The 24,176-nt window shown below is 50.1% G+C and carries 11 protein-coding genes and 2 pseudogenes; 5 read left to right on the forward strand and 8 right to left on the reverse strand.

Annotation, left to right across the window (positions count from 1 at the left end; genetic code table 11):
* Positions 1-76 precede the first annotated feature (76 nt).
* The 3 genes from ACI6NM_RS03985 to ACI6NM_RS03995 are packed head-to-tail and all read right to left on the reverse strand — an operon-like array spanning position 77 to position 8,256.
* Entirely contained in the window at positions 77-7,516 is a 7,440-nt protein-coding gene (locus tag ACI6NM_RS03985) for an S-layer homology domain-containing protein (protein ID WP_438501041.1), read from the reverse strand.
* Between the two features lies 1 nt (position 7,517).
* Positions 7,518-7,892: a hypothetical protein gene (locus ACI6NM_RS03990; protein WP_438501042.1), complete on the reverse strand. Its 375-nt coding sequence runs from the start codon at positions 7,890-7,892 to the stop codon at positions 7,518-7,520.
* The gene (locus ACI6NM_RS03995; RefSeq protein ID WP_438501043.1) at positions 7,867-8,256 is read right to left on the reverse strand and encodes a hypothetical protein; all 390 of its coding nucleotides are present in this window, start codon (positions 8,254-8,256) and stop codon (positions 7,867-7,869) included. The genes ACI6NM_RS03990 and ACI6NM_RS03995 overlap by 26 nt, the downstream gene beginning before the upstream one ends.
* 203 nt (positions 8,257-8,459) lie before the next feature.
* Here ACI6NM_RS03995 and ACI6NM_RS04000 point away from each other — a divergent pair, with 203 nt between their 5' ends.
* From ACI6NM_RS04000 to ACI6NM_RS04020, 5 genes and pseudogenes are all read left to right on the forward strand, one after another.
* Entirely contained in the window at positions 8,460-9,188 is a 729-nt protein-coding gene (locus ACI6NM_RS04000; RefSeq protein ID WP_438501044.1) for a response regulator, read from the forward strand.
* Positions 9,185-11,308: a hypothetical protein gene (locus ACI6NM_RS04005; protein ID WP_438501045.1), complete on the forward strand. Its 2,124-nt coding sequence runs from the start codon at positions 9,185-9,187 to the stop codon at positions 11,306-11,308. The genes ACI6NM_RS04000 and ACI6NM_RS04005 overlap by 4 nt, the downstream gene beginning before the upstream one ends.
* A gap of 1 nt (position 11,309) precedes the next feature.
* On the forward strand, positions 11,310-13,211 hold the full coding sequence (locus ACI6NM_RS04010; protein ID WP_438501046.1) for a GHKL domain-containing protein: 1,902 nt from the start codon (positions 11,310-11,312) through the stop codon (positions 13,209-13,211).
* 545 nt (positions 13,212-13,756) lie between these two features.
* Positions 13,757-14,398, forward strand: a complete 642-nt coding sequence (locus tag ACI6NM_RS04015) for a PBECR4 domain-containing protein (protein ID WP_438501047.1) — start codon at positions 13,757-13,759, stop codon at positions 14,396-14,398.
* 100 nt (positions 14,399-14,498) lie between these two features.
* Positions 14,499-16,247: pseudogene (locus tag ACI6NM_RS04020) on the forward strand (IS1182 family transposase).
* 343 nt (positions 16,248-16,590) lie between these two features.
* Here ACI6NM_RS04020 and ACI6NM_RS04025 read toward each other — a convergent pair.
* The 5 genes and pseudogenes from ACI6NM_RS04025 to ACI6NM_RS04045 all read right to left on the reverse strand — a co-directional run.
* Positions 16,591-16,758, reverse strand: a pseudogene (locus ACI6NM_RS04025) (transposase); the annotation flags it as partial.
* A 235-nt stretch (positions 16,759-16,993) separates the two neighbouring features.
* Entirely contained in the window at positions 16,994-17,350 is a 357-nt protein-coding gene (gene rplT, locus ACI6NM_RS04030) for a 50S ribosomal protein L20 (RefSeq protein WP_022272785.1), read from the reverse strand.
* A 33-nt stretch (positions 17,351-17,383) separates the two neighbouring features.
* Complete coding sequence (gene rpmI / locus ACI6NM_RS04035; RefSeq protein WP_022272784.1) at positions 17,384-17,581, reverse strand: 50S ribosomal protein L35; 198 nt, start codon at positions 17,579-17,581, stop codon at positions 17,384-17,386.
* Between the two features lie 25 nt (positions 17,582-17,606).
* Positions 17,607-18,101, reverse strand: a complete 495-nt coding sequence (gene infC, locus ACI6NM_RS04040; protein WP_022272783.1) for a translation initiation factor IF-3 — start codon at positions 18,099-18,101, stop codon at positions 17,607-17,609.
* Positions 18,102-18,468: 367 nt separating this feature from the next.
* Positions 18,469-23,934 carry an InlB B-repeat-containing protein gene (locus tag ACI6NM_RS04045; RefSeq protein WP_262427992.1) on the reverse strand — a complete coding sequence of 1,822 codons (5,466 nt, stop codon included), beginning with the start codon at positions 23,932-23,934 and terminating at the stop codon, positions 18,469-18,471.
* Positions 23,935-24,176 lie beyond the last annotated feature (242 nt).

Below are 24,176 nucleotides of genomic sequence, written 5' to 3' on the forward strand. Positions count from 1 at the left end.
CGCGGTGGGGTTTCTTGATACCCGACCGCGTTTATCTTTGTCCGCTGATATACGGGCAAATCTTTTTTATTGTAGGTTACTTTCTTGCACCATCCGAGCCGATGGTATATCCGTCGATGGTGGTGTTTACCGCCATCGAACCGTCTGTGTAGAAGTAGTACCACTTGCCGTCGATCTGCTTCCAGCCTCCGGCAAACATCACTCCGGTGACCTTGTCCAACCAGTACCACTTCTGATTCTCGGAGAGCCAGCCCTTCACTGGCTCCCCATTTCTGTAATAACTCCACTGGCCGCTGTCGTTCTGCTGCCAGCCGTTTGCGGCCTGTGGGTCGATGATGATTTCCACAAACCGCCGCAGGACGGTGGCAACTTCGGCTCTGGTGGCGGTTCCGGCAGGGTCAAAGCGATTGTTTGTCTTTCCTGCCAGGATGCCCGCTTGCTGCATGGACTTGACTGCCTCCTTTGCCCAGGAAGAAATGCTTGCGTTGTCCGCAAAGGTTACAGCTTCCAGGGTTTTCGGAACTGTGTAGCCCAGTTTGGCAGCGTAGTTCTCCATAATGACCGCCATCTGTTCCCGATTGATGTTGGTATCCGGCGCAAAGGTGGTGGCGGTAACACCCGTCACAATTCCGGTCTGTGCCGCCCAGTTCACATAGGGCGCATAGTAAGCGTCGGCTTTCACATCAGTGAATTTCCCGGTTTTGTAGCTGTCCGGGTTGATGCCCGCCAGCCGCCCCAGGGCGGTGACGAACATACCTCTGGTCATGCCGGTGTTGGGGCTGAAGGTGGTGTCGCTGGTGCCGGAGAGCAGTCCCCGGCTGGCAACAAAGAGGATGTTGTCCGCAGCCCAATGGTTCTGAATGTCGGTAAAGGCCGGGACAGGGTTCTTGTAGCCGATGCCGTAGATGCTGAAATGCTCTGCTTCAAAAATCACTGCTTTCTGATCCGCATCATAGCTGGATTTGGTAATCCACTGCACTTTGCCGTTTTCATCCACATAAACCGCATACAGGTTACCAGTCTGCTCATTCTTCTCCGGTGCATACGGAATAGCAATACTGATGCCCTTTCCGTTCAGACTGATCTGTTTGGTCTCTTTGCCGTTTTTCATTTCCCACAGAGAAATATCGTAGACAGGTCTTGTGCCGATAGCCGCCTTTGCCTCAACCGAGGTGGCAGTTGTTTTCTTCACCTTCAAAACGATGTCGCCGTTGGTCTGGCGGTTCAATTCTTTAAGGGTATCCCGGGTGAAACCGAAATCGGTCATAGAATCGGTGTCGATGGTAAAGTGCTTAACCTTGGAGAACACCAGCTTATCCAGTGTGTCTGCTTTCAGGATGATCTGCACATCTTTCCGTGTGTCACCCACATTTACAGGAACCACCACAGCAATGCCGTTTGCAGTGTTGCCATTCTTTTCCGCATCAGCAGCCGCTTTGTTAATTGCGTCTTGTACGGCATTTCCGTCAATGTTGGCATTTCCGTTGGTTCCAGGTTTCACCGGTGCGGTTTGGCCAGTGGTCGGGCAACTGGGATCGTCCTTGTCCGGTCGGTCAATAATCGTAGAATCCTCCCCATCATTAGAAGATGAACCGCCGGAGGAAGTTCCTCCGCTACCGCCGCTTGTTTTTTTCGGAATGACCGTATCTGAGGCGATTTTCTCACCGCAGCCTAAGCAATAGGTATCACCGGTATAGCCCTCGGTGGTCGTGGTTGCTTCTTTTTGATTCCGCACTTCTGTTCCACCCGTATGGTTACTCGGATTCTTTTCTCCGTAGGACTGTCCGCAGATGGAACAGTTCGCCGGAGCCTTGCAGGTGGCGGCAGTGCCCAGGGTGTGGTCTCCGGTCTCCTTGTGGGAACCGTCGTTCTGACAGATCCGCTGATGCTGGGTCTCACTTCCTTTCTCCCACGCACCCCAGTTATGGTTCAGAGCCGGACTGGTGATCTCTGTGAGTTCTCCTTTCCCTGCAGAATCTGAGAAATTTTTGCCGCAGACAGAGCAGTGCCAGTATTCCACATTGCCGGGAGTGGTACAGGTAGCGTCCACTGCGGGAGTATGGGTCAGTGTATGGGGTGCAAGCTCGCCATACACCATATGGCAGACGTCGCAGACTGCCCGCGCCTCACAAGTGGCGGAACCACCGGAACAATTTGTGGTTTCTGTATGACTGCTGTCGTTTTTGCAGGTATGGGTATGCGTTCCATTTCCATTGGATTCCCACGCATTCCAATCATGGTTATTGTTAGCGGGTGTGATTTCATAGCCGCACGCCGTACAAGTCTGCGGGGTGGTACAGTTGGCCGGAGTGCCGGGAGTATGGGCGGCGGTTTCGGTATGGCTCTGATCCCGCTGACAAGTGCGGGTATGCTGCTGGGCGTTGCCGGTGTTTTTCCATTCGCCCCAGTCATGACCCAACTCTTTCCCGTAGGAACCTCCACAGCTTGCGCAGATAGCTGCGTTCGTGCAAGTAGCGGAGCCGCCGGAGCAGTTTTCTGTTTCCGTATGGCGGCTGTCCCGCTGACAGGTGCGGGTATGGGTGCCGTTGCCATTGGAAGTCCACGCACCCCAGTTATGGTTCAGAGCCGGACTGGTGATCTCTGTGAGTTCTCCTGTTCCTGCAGAATCCGAGAAATTTTTGCCGCAGACAGAGCAATGCCAGTATTCCACATTGCCGGGTGCGGTACAGGTGGCATCTACGGCATCATGCTTTGTTAATGTATGGCCTCCCAGCGCCCCGTAGGCAGTTTGGCAGATGCTGCATACCGCCTTTGCGGTACAGGTCGCTGTGCCGCCACTGTGCTCTGCTCTGTCAAGTTCCGCACCGCACTTTCCACAGACATACCAGTGATGCGTTTCATCATGCTGCAAGGTTTTTTCTCCGCCGTGGGCGCAGGTGCTCACAGTAAAGGGTTTGCTGAAGCACTTATAGCCGTCGTCCGTTACAATCTGGACTTTATACGAAAAGGTCTGGCCTGCGGGCAATTCGGTAATGGAGAGCGTCTGGCTGTCGGCATCGGTATATTTCTCAGTCAAGCCTTGCGTAATATAAGGATTCGTAAGCGAACACCAGTCATCATCGATGAATCTATACCAGGTATAGGTCAGGCCTGCACTCTCATCGGATGTGACCGACACTGTCAGCGTCACAGAGGTGCTGTCCTTTGCGTCGAAGGTACTGCCGGAGTAGTCCGTCTCGCTGTTCGGATAGACCTTTGTGCTTTTGATGGGCGCTGGCGTGACAGTTACATTGTCTACGCTGGCAGTGCCATCCTCCCATGTGCCGTCGCTTGTTTTATAGCCATATCCATCCGCCAGATATTCATTCGCCGGAACATAAAATTTACCCCATTCAATCTTTTTATATGTGCCGCCGCTCAGACTGGCGCTGCTGCCATCGTTTTTTACGGTCAGACCCATGTATGAGCCGCCGCCCAGCTCCAGCCTGCCGCCGTTCTCGGCCGTGATGTAGTTGATCTTGACCGTGGAATTTTTCACCACAGCGCTGCTGCCACTGGCCGTCACATCCCAGATCGTACCTGTGCCGGTGACTGTCAGCTGGATGCCTTTCGCAGTGATCGTTAAATCCGAGGCTTTTTTGCCATTCACGTCCAGCGTTACCGGCCCACGGGTCAATTCATAAGAAGCCCTAACATCCTGATACAGCTTGAGCGTCTTTTCGCCATCAGCCCCATTGGCCGCTGCAATGGCCGCGTCAAGGGTCAAATACCAGCTTGTTTCATTGCCGGCAGTCAGGGAGGCCGCCATCTGCTTCTGACAGACACTGCAAATGCCGGTTTGCTCATCCACAGTGTGGGTATGGGTCTTCACAGTCACATTGTTAAGTTCTGAAACTCCGCTGCCCGATATGGCGCTACCCCTCTGATCGTAGTAAGCCGCGCCATCCGCCAGCAGGCTGCTGAGTACGCCGGAAGAGGCTGTGCTCAGCTTAGTAAAGCTGCCTCCGGCAAGCCAAGCTGTGCCGCTGCTATATAAGTAAAGATCGGCAAAGGAGCCGCCGGAGATCGTTCCCTTCGCACCGCCGCGATAGCTCACTTTATCAAGGCCGGTTCCGGTAAAGCTGCCGCCGTTCACATTCATTGTTCCGTCGCCCTCGACGTCAACCGCAGCACCAAAGCTGCCGCCTTCCACAGTCAGCGTACCTTTAGTCACCTTAACATCTTCACCAAACGCAGCTGAGTTCTTCACCACTGCCGCACCGCCGTCCTCGACCTCCAGGTATTGATACGCACCGCCGCTGAAGACCGCCTCTGCGCCGGCGGCGGCAGTCACAAGGCCCAGGTAGGTGCCGCCCACGAAAGACGCCTTGCCGTTGACGGTGATATGATAGAATTGACCGGTTTTGAAGGTCACATCTGCGCCGGCGGCGACGGTCGTAGAATAGATGAGATGCTCTCCGCCGTCCACAGCAAGCTTTCCGGTCAGGGTGACGCTGGCAATGCCGATACCGCCGGAGTTATTGTGTACATCACAGAGCGGCATCAGGGTCGCATCAGTGTACCCTTCGGCGCTCCAGCCGTTCAAGGTCTGGATGGCCTCTACATAGCCGTCCCCGTTTTCGATACCGCTGTCCGCTGGGAACCAGGCCGTTTTTATTTTGCCATCGGAAGCAGTGGCTGTTATCTTAACGACCAGCACCTTGCCGCATTTGGAGCACACAGGCGTTTCTACCGTATCATTGTCACACTGATGGACGCACTCTGCGAACTGTACCTTGTACGCCGTATAACCAGTCAAGTCCACAATTTTAGTGCTCTTATCAACAATGCTCCATGTACCGTCCTTTTCGCCATACAGTTCACACTTTGCATGGTTGGTTTCCAGCAGGCCGCCGACGGTAAGACCCTGGTCAGCATTCTCGGCCAGCGTAATTGTTTTGACAGTGCAGCAGTGGGCGTTATCCTTCCACAACTTCACGCTATAACCGGTTCCATTACCCTTTCCCAGGAGCAGTTCCTGAATCGTACCGGTGTAAGCTTCCAGCGCGCCGCCGGCCCACAACTCCACGCACGAAATGTCGCCGGTGTAGGAGTCGTCAACCGCCAGCGTTCCGTTGGAGTTAACCAAAAACTTGACATTGAGCGCCTGCGTTCCGCCACCCTCGCTGGAATCCTTGACCGTCAGTTTTTCGTTGACATTGATGGGCTTATCCACGCTGGTGATCGTCTTTCCATGCAGATCCAGCGTTATAGTATCGGAGGCGGAGCAACTTCCATTAAGGCTCACATCCCGCATCAGTGTTATCGTGCTGCCATTCCACGCATTCTGAAACGCCTTTGCAAGCGTCTGATAATAGGCGCTCTCGCCTATACGTGCATCGAACTGCGTATGGCACTTTTTGCAGGTATAGCCGGTATCGTCCATTTCATGAGCGCAGAGGGAGAGATAGACCTTGCCGTCCTCGCCCAGACTGGTCACGCTGTCGGCGGCGTCCGCCTTGAAGTTCTCGGCGCTGAGCGTCACGCCGCTTGCCGGTTCGGCAATCAGGAGCCTGCCGCCGGCATTGGGCTTTATGCCTTCATACACGCCCACACGGATGACCGAATCCTCACTCAATGCGCCTGATACAAAAATGGGCAGCTTCCACGCATAATTGGCGTAATAACCGGCCTTCACCGAGCCGGAAACAGTGAGCTTAGGAGTTGTGCTTTCCTGTCCGTCGTAGCGAACATCATAACCACTGTTGTCGGCAACCGTGGCATCGGTGAGGGTAATAGCGCCCTTTCCATAGATGCCTCCGCCCACGTCGGCGCTGTTTCCGGTGATCGTCACATTGCTGACGGTCACCCCGCTCTCCGAATAAATGCCGCCGCCATATCTGATACCCGAACCGCTCGCAGTGTTATTGGTAATTTCTCCGCCGGAGATGGTGACCCTTGAAAGCATATGGATATAGATGCCGCCGCCGTTGCCGTTGGTGGCCGTGTTGCCGGTGATGGCTCCGCCGTCCATGGTGAAGCTGCACTTCTCGCCCACATAGACGCCGCCGCCACCGCCGTCAGACGCACCCGCAGTGTTATCGGAAATGGTTCCGCCATGCATGGTGAAGTTTGGCGCTGTGATATTGGAGTTCGTCGTGCCGACGAGGAACACACCGCCGCCGCTGCCGCCTTCTTCGTTGTTGCCGGAGATCGCACCGCCATACATAGTGAAGGACGAGCCGGTCGCAGGATTGCTATGCTGACCGACTTCCACACCGCCGATAATTGTGCCGCCGTACAGTTCCAATGTTCCGCCGTTGACAGACACGCCATCCTGGAGATTTCCCTTTCCAGTACAGTCGGTCAGTCTCAGCGTCGCACCGCTGCCGACCGTGATACTGCCGGAAATCGTCTGCCCATTTAGGCAGAGGTTGACCTCACCCGTTGGCACAGTCCAGCTCCCCGACACAGACTGCGTCAGATAATAGTTACCAGCAGAATCAGGCAGGGAATCGGCAGTTGTCCATGTTACAGCAGTATCATGTTCGTGTCCGTTGACATCTCCATTCCCGCCGCAGACACAGTGGGTATGATCGGCCTGCGGCAGCGCAAACGCAGCCAGCGCCGCATAAACGGCGTTATAGCGCGTCATGTCCAGCTTGGCGACCTGCTCATCGGTGAGGGCCTCTATTTCTGCATCAATGGCTTTCAGCTGCTCCTCAATTTTGGTCGCATTGTCCGCCGTGACTGTTTCTGGCAAGGCGTCAATGAGTGCCTGCACAGCCAGCACCGCCGCCTCTTTTCCAAGACAGGCAGAGAAGTCTGCATTCTCCGCAGAGCAGATGGGACAGTCCAGATTCACCATCTCCTCACTGCATCGGTCGGTGCAGATACAGATGGTTTCCTCTGTGCCTTTGCAGGCAGAGAGGTCTGCATCTTCCGCAGAGCAGACCGGACAGTCGGGATCGATCGCCTCTTTCTCACAACGGGTTTCGCAGACGCACTCCGCCGGAGCATTCCCGGACACGCCGGGAACAAGGCCGCTGTCCTGAGAATTGCACAGCTCACAGGTATACCCGCAGGGCGTCCCCTCTGTGGCCGGAATGTAGCCGCAGGTATCGTCATGTTCGCCGCGCTCATGAGGGCAGCTTAATTCTTTTGTGATACAGCCGCTTTCCTCACTGCATTCATGGGTACACGCGGTCGGCTGGGCCTCCTCTGCTTCAGATGGGGTTGCCGTATTTTCCGATACGCTTTCTTCCAAAACAGGGTAACAGCTTTCGTCATGCTCATGGACACACTTCTCCACAAGGATATAGCAATCCTCAGTATCCCCCAGGGGATCTTCTCTGTCGGCTTCGCCGCCATTCACCTTATGCTCGTGTTCACAGGCTGCCCCTTCGGTTCCTTCCGTATATCCGCAGTCCTCTGTATGTTCCGGGTGATGCTCGCACAACCCCGTATGGACGGCGGATACATCGGTTTCCACCGCAAATGCCGGAATGCCCGGCATCGTAAAAATCATTGCCGCCGCCAGTAAAAATGCGGCCGGCCGTTTCCATTTCCACATCATTTTATTCATCCTCCTCACGCTGTTCGTTCCTTCTCGTTGCTTTCTGAAGCAGCTGGGATACTGCCTCCCGCAGCTGATATTCCGTCACAGGCTTCACCAAAAAGGTGTCCGCCTGCATCCTGCGGCTTTGGGGTTCAAACTCTGCCTGGTCGCTGATCCACAGGAGAGGGACATCCTTGCTGTACCCTCGTATGCTCATGCAGAAATTCATCCCCCTGGCTCCGTCCTCCATGACCACCACAGCGTCATAAGGCCCATCCCGCTGCATGGCATAAGTACAAAATACGCCATTATCAAAGCGGTCTACTTTGCCCAGCTTCATCAGTAAAGCGGTTTCTTTTTCTTTCTGGCTATAACTGCATAGCGCAATTCGCATTTTCACACCTCCATTTTGTGATAGGTTTTATCGCCTCATATAGCTCCTGGTCGGAGCAGTCTACCGAAAGGAACGCAGGGATACGCAGGTGATACGCAATCAGGGCGAAGTTTTTATCATCGCTCCACCAGACAAGTGGTGTTTCCGGTGCCAGCCGTTTCGCCTGTATGGCCGCCTCCAGTCCCTTTGCTCCGGTCATGGCGATGACAACCGCATGGTAGCGGCTTCGCCGGAGTGCCTGGGCAAGCTGGTTCTCATTCCATAATTCATCAATCGCAAGCTGTCCATCCCCATCAAAAAGGGAGCGCAGCCTGCTTTCAAACCATTCAACATTTCTCAGCTCCGTACAAAGTGCGATTTTCATGCTGAGCCTCCTTTCCTGAAAAGAAAAATAAAAAAACCAGACCTTCTCACCGGAAAGTCTGGTAGTATAATTAGGGTAGCATCTTGTCAAGGGAAATGCAACCGACTTTGTTTAAGACGCAGGTTTCCTGTTTAAGACGCAGGTTTTTTCCTGCGGTTTTATGTTATACTACTATTGGATTATTGTGCAAAGGAGATGGCACGATGCAGATTGCGATTGTGGATGACAGGGCAGAGGACAGAGAAGAGCTGTCTGCATGCCTGGAAAATTATATGAAAAAGCATCAGCTGGACTATACGCTGACAGAATTTGAGGACGGAGAGAATTTTCTGAAAGCTGCCGCCCAGGTCAATTTTCAGCTTGTCTTTATGGACATCTATATGGAGAACATGGATGGAATGGAGACCGCCAGAAGGCTGCGCCAGAAAAACAGGCTTTGTAAGATCGTTTTTCTGACTATCACAGAAGATTATGCCCGGATGGGGTACAGCCTGTCCGCCAGCTATTATCTGCTGAAGCCGCTTTCGCTCCATCAGGCAGATTTTGAAGAAGCGATGGAGCTGTGCCAGCTAAAACCGCCCTATGAAGTGATGACACTTCCGGTTATGGCTGACCGTCAAAAGCTAGAGCTTCCCACAGAGAAAATTCTATACATAGATTATCAAAACCGTATGACACGGATTCATACGGCGGAACGCGTGATACCGGTAAGCGGAGGTTTTCAGGAGGTCACTGCCGCATTGCAGAAGGACAAGCGTTTTTTGCCCTGCTACCGGGGCGTTTTAATCAACATGGATTACATCAGCCAGGTTGACAGTCAGACCTTCCGTTTGATAAACGGGGAGGAACTTCCGATTGCCCTCCGCAATGGAAAACAGCTGCGGGAAACCTACCGTCAGTATGTTTTCTCTGGAATGGGGCGTATCGTATGAGAATGAAACAAATACGCAGGCGTATTCTGGGGGGCTGTCTAGCCTGCCTCCTCTGCTTCACCGGCAGTATCCCCGCATTTGCCGCTGGAACTGCAACCCCAGCCAACGCCGATGAAATAACGGAGATCTTGCCGGATTTAGAAAGCGAGGCTCCGGGGACACTGGATAGCAAAACTCCGGAAGCATCGGAAGAAGCATCCCTCGTCCTTGTCACAGAAATACAAAATGAAAGTGAACTGCTCTCCCTGCCGGCTTTTACCCTGCCCCTTAGAACCACACCGTCTGATGATGACCTGGAGAAAATTTATCAGCTGGCCCTTCAGTATCAGACCGTTTGCGCCACTGTAACAGCCGGTGAAGAAATCCGGCAGGAAACATTTTCTGTCGCATGGGATTTTTCAGCCATTGACCAGACCACTCCGGGAGAATATGCCGCAGCAGGCCGGATTGAACTGCCGGATGGGTATGCCTTTGATGAAGCTGTATTGCAGGAGCTGCAGATTTCCGTCCGAGTAGAAGAAATGACGCATGCTGTCATTACCTCCATAGAGCAATGGTATCCTTATACAAATGCATTTGCGCTCCCACAGGGCAGCGAAATTGAAGCGCTGGAAGAATTATTCGCCGCCTCCCCGTATTATCTGGAATGCTATGCAGAAAACGGAACCAGCTACACCGCTGTGGTGGAATGGGATTTTTCTGATATTGATCTGAATACTATTGGACTGTACCATGCCATGGGAAAGCTGACCGCACCGGAAAATACCGTATTGGCGGATCGTGTCGATTTCCCTGAAATTACAATTCCTGTTTCTGTTCAGGCTCCGGATAGACCAGACATTAACTGTTTTCTGGCTGCCAGAGGAAACCTTCATTTTCCCTGGGTCACACCACCAGGGGAACTGAATGAGATCAGCGTATGGCTGTCCGAAAACAACGGTTCATGGAACCGTCTGGAAAGTGGCGTTTATGTGGGTCAGGAAATGCTCTCGATTGCCACCCGTCTGCTGGCACCAGGCAGCAGCTACCGCCTTCAAGTGGATTATGACGGCGGACAGACCGGCATCCTGTCCTTTACCTACGCAGATGAAATTGTCCTTGAAGGGTATCATGAAGGCGACCGGGATGGAGGGGATGCAGGCGGAAATCCACCCGACACCATCATTCAGCCGCCTCCTGAAGATACCGACAATCAGGATAACGGTTTCGCAGACAGGCCCTCCACGAAGCCTTCAAGACCGCCTGTAACAAATGACGGTGGAATGGATTCCAACGATTCTGAAAAAACACCACCTGTCAGTGAAGAAAATGATCCTGCGGATCATGAACCATCCCACAAGCCTTCCGAGCCATCCTGGGATGGAAAAGACAATTCCATAAATAAAGAAGAATTCCCATCGCAACAGGCAAACGGTGATGCAGAGGAAGATACCGCTTTACAGCTGTCCCCTGAAGTGCAGACGATTGTCGGTGCTTTAGAGCTTGCCGTACCCGATCCTGCCTGGAAGCTTTCAGAAAACAGGAAAGATTCAGTGCAAAGCGCTATGACCGTTCCCCAGGAAGTTGCAGATTCCCAAAACTCTGCTTTTTCAGAGTTCTTCGATGAAACCACTGACCGGATTTCCGGCACACGCTTTTTGATGATGCTGCAAACAGGGGAGCAACGAGCCATCTTTTCCAAACAGGGAATCACCATCAGCATACCCAAAGACGCCTTGCCGGAGGGTATCCAAAACGAAGATCAGATTGAAGTCATCATCCAAAAGGATACGGATGGCGGTTTTTCTTTTTCGTTTTCCATCAATGGAACTGTGCTCAACTCCCTGCCGGATGTTTCTGTCATGCTGTCCTGTCCAAATGACCCGGCAGCCGGCACATTGTTCCTCTGTGATGAAAGCGGCGTGGAAATTCCCATGACCGGTTATGACGATACGGCGAGAGTTGCTTCCTTTCAGATCACCCATACAGGGGCGTACACCATTGCGATAACGGAGGATGCCGCTTCCCTGACACAGGCCGCCGACACAGAGCACAGCTGGTCGCCCATACTCCTTTTGATTCCGGCCTGTCTGCTTCTTCTGTCTGCCGGTGTGTTTTTCCTAAGGAGGAGGCGAAAATAAGATGGTATCTTCTGCGGTAAAAAAATATGCTGCTTTATGTATGGTCTGCCTGTGTTCATCCCTGTTTTTTCTTGGCCTGTATCAGTTTAATAATAAATATAGCCAGAACACAATCCAGGCGGCAAATGGGATTCTGGCGCTTTCTGAGGAAGAACTTCAAAAATCACCGATGCGCTTTCTGGTATCCGGCTGGGCGTTTTATCCTGACGCGCTTTTGACCCCGGAAGAAATACGGGATGAAAGTCACTATATGCGCTACCTTTCCATCGGAGAGCATACCAATTTTTCCAGCCCTGCAAACCCTTCTCCCTATGGCTGCGGGACTTACCAGATGACATTCTTTCTGCCGGAACGGAAGGAAGCGTATGCACTGGAAATCCCGGAAGTGTTTTCTGCTTACAACCTTTATCTGGATCATGACCTGATCCTGCAAATGGGGGAACCGGCACAGGGGACACCATTGGTTCAAAACCGCATGGTCACTTTTCATGGCGGAAAACCGGTCACACTCACCATAGCGGTCAGCAACTATGACCACTTTTACGGAGGGATTGTCTATCCGCCTGCTTTCGGAACGATGCTGGCGGTCAATACAACCAGAGGAATCCGGTTTGCATTCTGCCTGTTCAGCTGTACGGTTACCTTTGTCTGTGCGCTGCTGTCCTTTTATTTCAGCCGCCGGATGAAGCAGAAAAATACATTCCTGTTCGGACTGATCTGTCTTGCTATGTGCGGCCTGTCATCCTATCCTGTGCTTCATATGCTGGCTGCGGCTCCCGTATTCCCCTGGTACACGATTGAACTGTTCTGTATCTATCTGGTTACCTGGCTGATTGTGGTTCTGCAAAACCGGATATGCAGGCCGGGCTTCCTGCCTGCGGCCATCAGTAATGGAGTGGGCGCTGCCTTCCTGGTATATGCGTTTTTGTATGGCATGATGGCTTCCCATCTCTCCCTTGGAGCCATTCGCTTTTTCTCTGCATCGGTCTTTTGTTATAAGGCGGCATCTGCGCTCTATCTGCTTATCATCGCTGTGCTTGCCATTCACAGAGGAGAAAAACGGAGCAGGCCGATCTTCTATGCTGCGGCAGCCGCAACCTGCGCCTTTATATGGGATCGCCTTCTGCCGGTTTATGAGCCGGTTATCGGCGGTTGGTTTGTGGAATGGGGCAGCTTTTTCATAGCAGCAGCCATCGGTTATTCCCTCTGGCGCGATGTGATAGAAGGGTATGGAAACAGCCTGATTTTCCAGGAAGAACGCAAGCAGGTCATCCGTCAGCTTTCTATGCAGACCGAATACAGCCGTCAGGTTTCTGAGGCAGCGGCAGAAAACAGAAGGCTGATCCACGACATCAAACACCATCTGCGTACCATAGACCGCATGGCCTCTGAACATGGGCAGACAGAGATCTGCTCCTTCCTGTTACAGGTTGAGGAACAGGTTGCGGCATCATTAGGTCACTCCCATGTCGCGTTCTGCAAAAATCCCGTTGTAAATGCGCTGATTGAATACTACTACGGCATGGCACAGACACAAGGGACAGAATTTCAGGTACGGCTCGATCTTCCCGATCAGATACCGCTTACCGATGTGGAACTGTGTACAGTGCTGGGCAATCTTTTGGACAATGCCGTTGAGGCGTGCAGCCGCCAAAAGCAAGGAGTGCGCCGCATTTTAGTTGCCGGCGAAACCAGAGGCAATATGTACTTTTTGAAGATTGAAAACACTTACGACGGGCTGGCCTTTCAGGAGGGAAAAACATTCCTCTCCCGAAAAGGCGCATCCGCTGATCACGGAATCGGGCTTTCCTCTGTCCGAAAAATCATTGAAGGCCATGGCGGTGATCTCGATCTTGTTCCCGGTGAGGAATCCTTTCTTGTTGGAATTACAATACAGATGTAAAAACTGTTTTTTGAGGTACATTCAGATAACACAGGCAAGACCTGATGGATGGACTTTGCCCGGAGGGTGTGGGGTATCCCGGATTCGGGATACCGTAGGCGAGCAATGTATCGGAATATCCCTTTGGGATTTTCCGATACGCTCGTTGGGGCCACCCCAAGCCCCGGACTGGCCGTTTTTGCGTCCAGTCGAACACGCCTTACGGCGTGGCTTTTTCACTCCCGTTGGTCGCTGTTCCTGCACATCCGCACAGGAAGAATGGCGGCTACCGCCGCCGGAGCAAAAGTTTTCTTAGTGTGGATTTTGCATGGGGATTGACATATTTTCGTTTGCCGCGTATAATAATAGTACAAGGCAGGCAACGGCGTGTGTCTGTCAAAGCGTTGAGGTAAGAGAGTGCGCCGGTAGGCATTGTCTTACGGAGCTTGCAAGAGGGGTTGTGCAGTGAAACCTCAAACCGGCGTAGGCTGTTAAAGCTGAAAGAAAATGCTCCAAATGACCCTGCCGTAAGGCGGGGTCATTCTGTTTATGTACAGGAGAAGAATATGGATTTATTACAGAAATGTGCTGTTGCTTTTAACCGGCTGACTGGCTATCAATATCGGTTTACGCTGGGCCGCAAAGGAAAACTCAAAGAGATTGTTTTGGGGTTTGGTGAAACTGATTTTCACCACCTTGCGGGCCTTCACAAATTGAAAGACATTAACATTGCCAGAGATAACCGTCAAACTGTGTTTCGTGATATTCTATCTGGACGGATTACATACCAGACCATAGAGAAAAGTGCTTTTGTTCATGAGAGCTATTTAAGACTGGAAACGTTTCAATTCATCGAGGACTTGCTGGATGGAGATCAGCTTGTATTTCGATTCAATAAAAAAGTTCTGCCTTACTCAGCGATTGATGGAGATTTTCTGCTGAAAATGGGCGATGGAATCGCATTGAATATTTCCTTCTTATTCATAGATAAAGAGGACTGCGGCAATTATTTTTGCAGAAGTTTCTTTCCAATGGAGAGAACAGATTACACGAAAAATCAAATGCAGTACACCCTTCTAAAAAAAGAGAAAATCAACCTAAACACTGGTGAAACTATCGTCCAATACGATCGTCTCACTCCCAAAACAACAAAAAAAAGAGGAGGGGGCTGTCGGGAAATAGATAGTCTAAAACAGGGCCGGCTGTGACTTATGTGAGTCACAACCGACCCTGAAATTTTTTCATAAAAAAGAGAAAAAGATGGCTAACGACAACCATCTTTTCCCCGTTCCATGTTATAATGGAACTATGCTTAAACAAGATTATTATAACGACTTTTTTGATTTTGGGCAACAGAAAATTAACTTCAGCTTCTTCGAATTGCATTTACCCGACGACGATCCTGTCTATACCCTGAAAAAAGTAATGGAGGAATTGGATTTTTCAGGCCTGCTGGCCTGTTGTTCAGACCAGGGAAGAACCAGGTACAATCCAATCATGCTGTATGCTGTTGTTACCTACGCAAACATGCGTGGCATCCGGGCCGTTGACCGGATTGTGGAACTGTGTGAACGGGACCTGGCATTCATCTGGCTGACCAAAGGCCAGAGACCCCGGCGGGATGCTTTTTATGATTTTAAGGGGAAAAAGCTGACCGGTGAGATCCTGGATGAACTGAATGACCAGTTCCTGCGCCGTTTGAAAAAAGAAGGCCCGCTCATACTTAAAGAGCTTTTTATTGATGGCACTAAGATAGAAGCAAATGCCAACCGTTATACCTTTGTCTGGCGGTGAAGCTTAAACTACCATCTTGCGGGGCTTCTAGACACCATTGATGCTCTTTATGCAGTCTACAATGTACTTCTGCATAAAAACGGGTATGGTCCGAAATACGATCTTGGGGATGCCAGGATGTTTGTGGTGGAAGGAATGGACAAAGTCCGGTGTGTGATCAAGGAGAACCGGAAACGGAAGCTGACAAAGCACAAGAAGATTTCCAATAATACCGTGATCGAAATCGACGGCTGTTCCCCGCCTGAGATCCTGAAGCTGCAGAAAAACCTGAAAAAGATCGCTGAAGGGAACGGTTTTGTTTACGGAAAGGGACAGCGTAAGCCGGAGATCCAGAAGCTGTATGAAGAACTGGAGACCTGCGGCAGCCGCCTGATGGAATACAAGGAACACTTTGAGATCATGGGCAAAGGATGGAACAGCTATTCCAAGACAGATCTGGAAGCAACCTTCATGAGAATGAAAGAATACCACATGCTCAACGGCCAGCTGAAACCGGCATACAATGTCCAGATCGCAGTAGAGAACTATTTCATTGTCCACAGTTATGTCAGCAGCGACCGGACTGATTACAACACGCTGATCCCGGTTTCGGAAAAGCACCGGAAAGCATTTGGGGAAGAGCTGGAAGCAGTCACTGCGGACAGCGGTTACTGCAGCGAAAAGAATCTTTCCTATCTGAAGGAGAACGGGATCAAAAGCTATATCAAGCTTCAGGATCACGAAAAACGGAAGACCCGTGCATACAAAGCGGATATCGGAAAGTATTATAACATGAGCTGTGCCGTTTTTGAGGATGAGTATTACTACATCTGCCATGATGGGCGGGAACTGCGGCATATGCGGACGGAAAGCAGGATACAGGATGGGTATACCCAGACCTTTGAAGTATATGGCTGTGCAGACTGCAGCGGCTGTGAACATAAGGCGAAATGTCTGTACAAATATGATGCTGAAAAGCATTCAGACCGAAACAAGGTCATGAAGATCAATGAACGGCGGGAAGAGCTGAAAGAGGAAACCAATGAAAACATCCAGAGTGAAGAAGGGATCCTGAAGCGCCAGACACGGTCGATCCAGACGGAAGGCCACTTTGGTGACATCAAAGAGAATGAGAACTTCCGGAGATTCCATTACCGTTCAAAAGAAAAGGTGTATAAAGAGTTCATGCTGTATGCGATCGGGCGGAATATCATGAAATACCACCGGTTTCTGCATCATGAGATTGAAAAATACGAAGGGAAAAAGGAACAAAAAACTGCTTAAAGGCAATGAGCGTTCCCAAAATGCCAAACAAGAGGATACTATGCCCTGAAATTGGAGACAAAAAGTGAATGAGACAGTCCGGCAGAAAACCATAGCCCTGAAAAAGCCAGGAGTTCTGCGGACTGCCTCATTTTTGTGTTATCTGGGGCAAAAATTGGTATTAGCCGACAGCCCCAAATCGGTATTAGCTGCTATCTATTCAGGGTCATCTTAACAAAAAAGGCACCGACAGATCATTTTATCCGTCAGTGCCTCTTGATTTTCAAGTAAATACGTTGCCGTATGGCTGTCAATCCGCTTGTTTACTGGTTTTTTTGTGGTGTCCCTTCCGCTAATAAACTTTTCCAAATTTATACTTTAAGTTTGCGTGTCGATCGAATATCATAAGCGCACTTTTTCCTTTTAAATATCCCATAAATGACGATACACTTATCTTTGGTGGAATAATTACTAACATATGATATTTGCACATCCATTTTGTATGTGCGAGTGCATGTTCTTTCTTCGCCATAAATTACCTTTCCTTTCTGCAATATAGCCTGAACAACTTTATTGTAAACGGAAAGGTAATTTTTTTGTATAACAATCGACGCGCACCCGCATAGCGGGTGGTTGATTGTTTCGCCCATCTCCTTTTTTCGGATCAGCGAAAAACTCCCATGGGCTCAACAGACTAAAGTCCATAAAAAAAGCCGCTTCCTGATCCGGTCTCACCGGAAAAGGAAACGGCGTATTTCTTTTTCTTATTAAGCCAGCTTGCTCTTTGCAAGCTCTGCTAACTTTGCAAATCCTTCTGCATCGTTGATAGCCATATCGGATAATACCTTACGGTTCATAACAACGCCGGCCTGCTTTAAGCCATACATGAATTTACTGTAAGAAAGACCGTTGATACGGGCAGCAGCGTTGATACGGGCGATCCACAGCTGTCTGAACTGTCTCTTTCTCTCTTTTCTTCCTGCATAGGAGCTGGTTAAAGCTCTCATTACGGACTGCTTTGCTACTCTATACTGTTTGGAACGTGCGCCTCTGTAACCCTTGGCTAACTTCAGCACTCTGTTATGTTTCTTCTTGGCATTTAAGCCGCCTTTAATTCTTGCCATTGCTTATTTTCCTCCTTCTTAATCCCGAATCTATTATAAGTACGGTAAAATCTTCTTCATTACCTTGCTGTTTGTGCTGTCAGTAACGATGTCTTTTCTAAGATTTCTTTTCCGCTTTGTAGATTTCTTAGTTAAGATATGGGATTTGTAAGCTTTATTTCTTACTAACAGACCTGTTCCGGACTTTTTGAAACGCTTTGCAGCTGCTCTGCTTGTTTTCATTTTAGGCATTGTAAATTCCTCCTTAAAATTATCCCTATTTTTTTGCAGTTAAAAACATTACCAGGCTTCTTCCCTCTACCTTGGAAGGCTTGTCAACGACTGCGATATCAGCAAGTTTCTCGGCAAAATCATCCAGGATGTATCTGGTCTGATTCATATGGGCCATCTCACGTCCGCGGAACCGGAGCGTAACCTTGACCTTATTGCCTTTTTCGATGAATTTTCTTGCGGAACCAACCTTCGTGTTAAGGTCATTGGTATCGATATTAGGAGAAAGACGGACTTCTTTCACTTCGATGACCTTCTGCTTCTTTTTCGCTTCTTTTTCCCTACGGATCATCTCATACTTATATTTGCCGTAATCAATGATCTTGCACACCGGCGGCTTTGCTGTCGGCGCGATCTTCACCAGATCAAGCTCTGCATCTCTGGCCATCTTATAGGCATCCTTTGCAGACATGATCCCAAGCTGCTCTCCATTTTCACCAATCAGACGAACTTCCTTATCACGAATCTGTTCGTTAATCATTAACTCGCTAATAGCCGTGCACCTCCATACTCATTTTAATATCGACAAAATAGAAAAGAAAAAGCAGATAGTAAACTATCCGCTCATTAACTGCATCGGTTCTGCATGCTGCTGCATGATTATGAAACCAATTCTGTATGAACCCGGGTCACTTGCTCGTGCCAGGGTGAGGCGGATACCTGCTTTCCTGTGGGCTGCTTTCACAACCTATGTAACTATACTATATTTCCAATGCGTTGTCAACTACTTTTCCCAAAAAACAAACGGCGTTTTTATCACCAGGAACAGGGAAGAGGCCCCTTTATGGACTTTTCTTTGCCATAAAAGGGCCTCTTCCGCCTGTTTTACCAGTTCCAGACCTTCAACATTACTGAATCCAGGCGCCATCCTCTCCAACATAAAAGCCGTCCGGCGTCCTTGCATCGGTCATCATAGCTCCAGGCGTGCCGCCGTCCTGATCTGTGCGGAAATAATACCATTTCCCGCCAATCTCGTGCCAGCCTGTATACATATGGCCCCGGAAGCCGTCATACTCTGTATGCAGATAGTACCAGTGATCCTCCCACTGGAACCAGCCGTCTTCCATCCAGCCGTCTTCATCGAAGTAATACCAGTCTGAACGTCCATTGTAGGTCAGGTACTCCCACTGTCCGTGTGGATACGTACCATCACTGTAACGGATCCACCAGCCGTTCAGATTCCAGGCTCCCTGAGCATCTCGATAGCCTCCGGCTGCCGCAATGGCTTCACTGGTGTAGTAGTGGCCATGTTCAGATCCAATGGCATATCCTCTGGAGTAGAAGCCGTAAATGTTTCCATCAATTTTCAGATATTCTCTCGAGGGAATATACCCATTTTGTTCTGTGAACTGGTTTCCTTCCAGGACCCACTCCCCAGTCTTTCCCGCCGCATTGACAACCTGGCCCTTTTGAGCCTCGATGGGTTTTCTGGAGCTGCCGCTGCCATTTTCTTCTGACGCGTCATCGTCATCATCATCTTCTTTGGATCCGCCGCTGCCATACTCCTTCCAGAGGGCAGTAAAGGTTACGTCCTTCTCCGGCATGGTAAAGTTTCCGGCAGTCTCCGTTACGTCCGTACTGGTCCAGCCTGTGAATACATGGCCTGCCCAGGTCGGTACCGCTGCAGAGATAGTCTGGGTGGTTCCGCTTAAGATGTTTTCAGCCTTCGCAGGCATTCCCTGCGCTGCTCCCTTCGCTTCGCCGTCAGAGTAGCTGATGGAATACTTCTGCTCATTCTCATCCGGCTCTCCATTTCCATTTGCGTCCACCTTCCAGGCGGCGGTAAAGGTTACGTTCTTCTCCGGCATGGTAAAGCTTCCGGTAGTTTCCGTTACGTCCGTACTGGTCCAGCCCGTGAATACGTAGCCAGTCCAGGTCGGTACCGCTGCCGAGATAGTCTGAGTAGTTCCGCTTAAGATGTTTTCAGCCTTCGCAGGCATTCCCTGCGCTGCTCCCTTTGCTTCGCCGTCAGAGTAGGTGATAGAATAATTTGTCTCCGTATCGTCCGGCTCGCCGTCTCCGTTTGCGTCCACCTTCCAGGTGGCAGTAAAGGTTACGTTAGCCTCCGGCATGATAAAGTTCCCGGTGGTTGCCTGTACTTCATCACTGGTCCAGCCCGTGAATACATGGCCTGTCCACGTCGGTTCCGTTGTCGGGAGGGTCTTCGTTGTTCCGCTTAAGATGTCTGTCTCATTCTGTGGCATCTTCTCCGCATTTCCGTTCGCTTCACCGTCATAGTAGCTGATGGAATACTTCTGCTCATTCTCATCCGGCTCTCCGTCTCCATTTGCGTCCACCTTCCAGGCGGCGGTAAAGGTTACGTCCTTCTCCGGCATGGTAAAGTTTCCAGCAGTCTCCGTTACGTCCGTACTGGTCCAGCCCGTGAATACATGGCCTGTCCAGGTCGGTACAGCTGCCGAGATAGTCTGAGTAGTTCCGCTTAAGATATTTTCAGCCTTCGCAGGCATTCCCTGTGCTGCACCCTTCGCTTCACCGTCAGAGTAGGTGATGGAATACTTTGTTTCCGCATCATCCGGCTCACCGTCTCCGTTTGCATCCTCTTTCCAAGTAGCGGTAAAGGTTACGTTAGCCTCCGGCATTATAAAGCTTCCGCTGGTTGCCTGTACTTCATTGCTGGTCCAGCCTGCAAATACATAGCCTGTCCAGGTCGGTACCGCAGTCGAGATAGTCTGAGTGGTTCCGCTTAAGATATTCTCAGCCTTCGCAGGCATTCCCTGCGCTGCGCCCTTGGCTTCTCCATCAGAGTAGGTGATAGAATACTTTGTTTCCGTATCATCCGGCTCACCGTCTCCATTTGCATCCTCTTTCCAGGTGGCGGTAAAGGTTACGTTCTTCTCCGGCATCGTAAAGCTTCCGGCAGTCTCCGTTACGTCTGTACTGGTCCAGCCCGTGAATACGTAGCCAGTCCAGGTCGGTACCGCAGCGGAGATAGTCTGAGTGGTTCCGCTTAAGATGTCTGTCTTATTCTGCGGCATATTCTGCGCATTTGTACCAGCTGTACCGGCAGCGTAGGTGATAGAATATGTGGTTTCCGTCTCATCGGGCTCCCCGTTGCCGTTTATGTCCGCTGCAAAGGAAGTCCAAATAGTTGCAGTTTCAGAAACAGTATATTCAATTTCATAGTTTCCATCTTCATCGATTTTGCTGCGATCAATGGTTTGGGGCGTTCCGCCAATAAACAGCTGCCCGATCGTATACCCCTCATCAGGAACTATTTTTAACCTGATCGTATCACCGCTCCGCACCATCAAATCCTTATTGTCGAAGGTATCGCTGCCATACTGATAATTTCCGTGGCTTACGCTCCCCTCTTCTTCTACTAATGTGTGAATCTGCACATATTCTTTTTTTAGGATGATCTTCACCACATTATCTGTATTAGAAAGACTTTCAATTCCTATGATTTCTTTCTCCGGATACTCGTCTTGATACTGATCGATTACCGCTTTGATTTCAGGCCGCTCAATGTAGGCCCCTTCCTCAATAGCCGGACCGGCTATACCCCGATACTCGAAAGACTCGATTGGTTCGGTATTCTCGCTTCCCAGATAGACCTTTACCGAATAGGGAATGGTATCAGCCAGATCTGCTGCCACATATTTGGGAGTAAGAGGGATTTTAACAGCCTCATCCGCTGTCAGTGGATACTCCACTGTAAGGTTTCCTGCCTCCATAGCTTCCCGAAGTTCCCGCCTGGAAATGGACTCGTTTCCCCAATGAATATGTGTATCATTCGCTCCCAATGTCCATCCCTGGAATACTGCCCCTTCTGGGATCGCTGTTTCATCAGGAACCACATTACTGTACAGTGGCATGGAAAGGGCATCCTCTCCCGGTAAGGTAAAGGAGTCGCTCAAGGGAACTGTTTTATTATTATTTTCCCATACAAACTGATAGTTAGTCTCTTTTGATGTAATCTTCACAAGCGTTTCATCCTCTTGACTCCACCAGTTTTTAGGACTCAAGGTAATCTTCTTTCCTTCATACCATTGCCCATTCGGGTCAATGGATTCAAGGCTGCTGGTGAGATTCTCTGGTTCACCGCCTTCGTTTTGAGCACTTGTGATCACTTGATCGATATAATATCCCTTCTGAGGTTCTATATAATAGGTAAGATCATCCGAAAATTCAACTGCATCGCCCTTGTCAATCTCAACTTTATTTTCTTCCTGATTGTTGTAAGCCCAGGATATCTTAAGTCCGTCTCCTACTTCATATAAAATTATAGCATTTTCAAAGTATTGACGCACACCGCCTCCTGTCATTGTTAAAGGACATTTAATATTGCTGATTGTGACCGTATAAGTCCTTTGGAATTTAGCGCCACCCCAATTATAATTCTTTTCTGCTTTAATTTTAACATCTGCGATCTGTTCTCCAGCCATATCAAACAATTGGCTGTATGCTTCTGGTTCAGAAATGATACTCGGATCCGCCGGCATCGTCAAAGTCTGATCATTAATAGCAAACGAATCAAGGATTCTATTTTCCCAGACTAATGCTGATGATTGAGGCTCTAACTGGAACTGAAGCATTTTCGTTTCATCTGGAATCTTAAATGTTCCTTGCTTATCCGCAGTTTCCCAGTTTCCGTCTCCATCTGTATCTGCTTTCACTGTAATTTTCCCAAACGCCGCTTCTGAAAAATCATACGTAAACGCCAGCTCCGGCTTATGAAAAGCGATATTGATATCCCTATTCCCTGTAAGGCCTGTGCCGGTGATGGTATACTCCCTTTGCTGATTACTCTCAGCTGCGGAATTATAGTTCAGTCCAGGATCCTCATTGCAATTTACTTCTACCGTATATCCCTGGGCAATGGTAATGGGGATATTGAAGGCTCCGTTTTTCGCAACGTCGATCTCAATAGTATCTCCCACATACTGTCCATTCACCGTGTTTCCAATATTAGTTTCTGTCCCGGAAGCGGCTGTAACAGTAAGAGTCACCTTATACGCCTCTTTATAATAAAGGCGGATCGTTCTTCCGCTGCCTTCCTTAAAGCTTCCAACCACGCCGTTGTTGACTTTTGTACTGTAATAGATCGTGTTTCCGATCCTGGAAACGATTTCGATTTCCTGCTCCTCGCCATCCTCTTCCCTATGCACAACGGCCTTCTCAAAGGCGTAGTTTCCCAGCTCTTCCGTCAGACCTGCGTCATTTAAAACGGCCTCTGCATTGTTTCGGATCGTCCCTGCCACGATCGTAAATTCATACTGTTCATCGGCAGGCCTGTCCTCCAGATACACTTCAACGGGGATCTCGAGAGTACCCAGATGATCGTACCAAAGATAAAGCGCCGCTTGATCCTTCCCTTCAATCTCCGCAAAATTCACATGGGTAATACGGTCATTTCCCTCTTTATCCGTGGACGCGTAGGCGTAGGACATATAAACCGCTTCTCCGTCAGGAGACACCTCGTCAGTTTTTGCAATCTGTCCCATCTGGTTTCCTTCCACCAGCTTCAGGATTTCGATACCGTCATCGTCGACGGTGATCTGAAGATTGTCCGCAGCAGCTGTAAACTCGGCCTCTGTCCGGGTATCCATGAGGAAAACATCCACATCCTGATACTCCGTTGCAGATTTAATAAAGGTAATCACATAAGAGGAAAACGATTCTGCCGTAAAGGTGATCCTGTCGGACTTCTCAATTTCATCCTTTATGCCTTCCGTTACCACAGTGGCGTCATAGACGCCCTCCTCCTCGTTATGGGCTGCTGTCATCGGAAGATTGGGACGGTTTACGCCCATGGGACGCATTTTTCCCGGATGTTCCCTCTCCTCCAGATGAACGATCATAACGTCATCGTATTCCTCGGGAGCTTCAATGCCGCTGACCTCCACATTGACATTGCCATCCGGCTCGATCTCCGCGCCCTCGCCGTCAAAGAGACTAATATCAAGGGCCACATAGCCGGCCAGCTCCTCGCCTTCTTCAAGCTTCTCCAAAAGAGCCGCCTCCACAGTGGCGTCCTGCCCCAGGTCATATACCTCCAGAGCTTCCGCCTGTTCCAGAGCGCCAGCGGTCTTCTCCCGGATCTGGATCTCCATGCTGCCCACCTCTGCGGATAGGACATTTTTCTTCTCCGCGTTGGAAGAGGTCACCATTTTGGGCGTTTTCTTCTTTACCTCATCCAAAGCTGTGGACACGGTTTCTTCCTTCTTCTGGCCTGCTCTTCCAGAACCGGCTTCAACATTAGAAAACGCCGATATGCTGTTTCCAAAAACCATCCAAACCGCCAGAAAACCAGCAGTGCTTCTTTTCACTAATCGCTTTATATCGCTTTTCATTTCTCTCCTCCTCACCCTTTTCTATTTTCTTTTCTGCCTTCAGGAGCCCAGATACCGTCTGCCGGAGGTCCTGCTCCGTCCTCCATTACGATCCCCTCATCATAGGGCCGACCCTTTGCATAACGCGGTCCATATTCTCACCCCCCTATCATTGATGTCCTGACCAGCTACGGTTCTGGACTTTTTACAGGCACAAAAGGCTGGAGTTCCTATAAAATAGATTATGGGAAGTAAAACGGCCA

Source organism: Pilosibacter sp. YYHA0881 (genome assembly GCF_051602715.1).
Lineage (GTDB): Bacteria > Bacillota > Clostridia > Lachnospirales > Lachnospiraceae > Alitiscatomonas > Alitiscatomonas aceti.